At 47.6% G+C, this 229-nt stretch carries 1 rRNA gene; it reads left to right on the forward strand.

The annotated features are described in order from the left end of the window. Positions 1-147: 147 nt before the first annotated feature. A 5S ribosomal RNA gene (gene rrf, locus HU806_RS26345) occupies positions 148-229 on the forward strand; the annotation flags it as partial.

Genomic DNA, 229 nt, shown 5'->3' on the forward strand with positions numbered 1-229 from the left:
GTAGTGTGGGGTTTCCCCATGTGAGAGTAGGTCATCGTCAAGATTAAATTCCGAAACCCCTATCTGCTGATGCAGGTAGGGGTTTTGTTTTAGTAGAAGTCACCGATTTTCACCAACACGTTTTTAAACGGGTTGGTTCCCGAATTTCTTGACGACCATAGAGCATTGGAACCACCTGATCCCATCCCGAACTCAGCAGTGAAACGATGCATCGCCGATGGTAGTGTGG

The sequence above is a fragment of the Pseudomonas sp. SWRI154 genome, assembly GCF_014268645.1.
Taxonomy (GTDB): Bacteria; Pseudomonadota; Gammaproteobacteria; order Pseudomonadales; family Pseudomonadaceae; genus Aquipseudomonas; species Aquipseudomonas marvdashtae.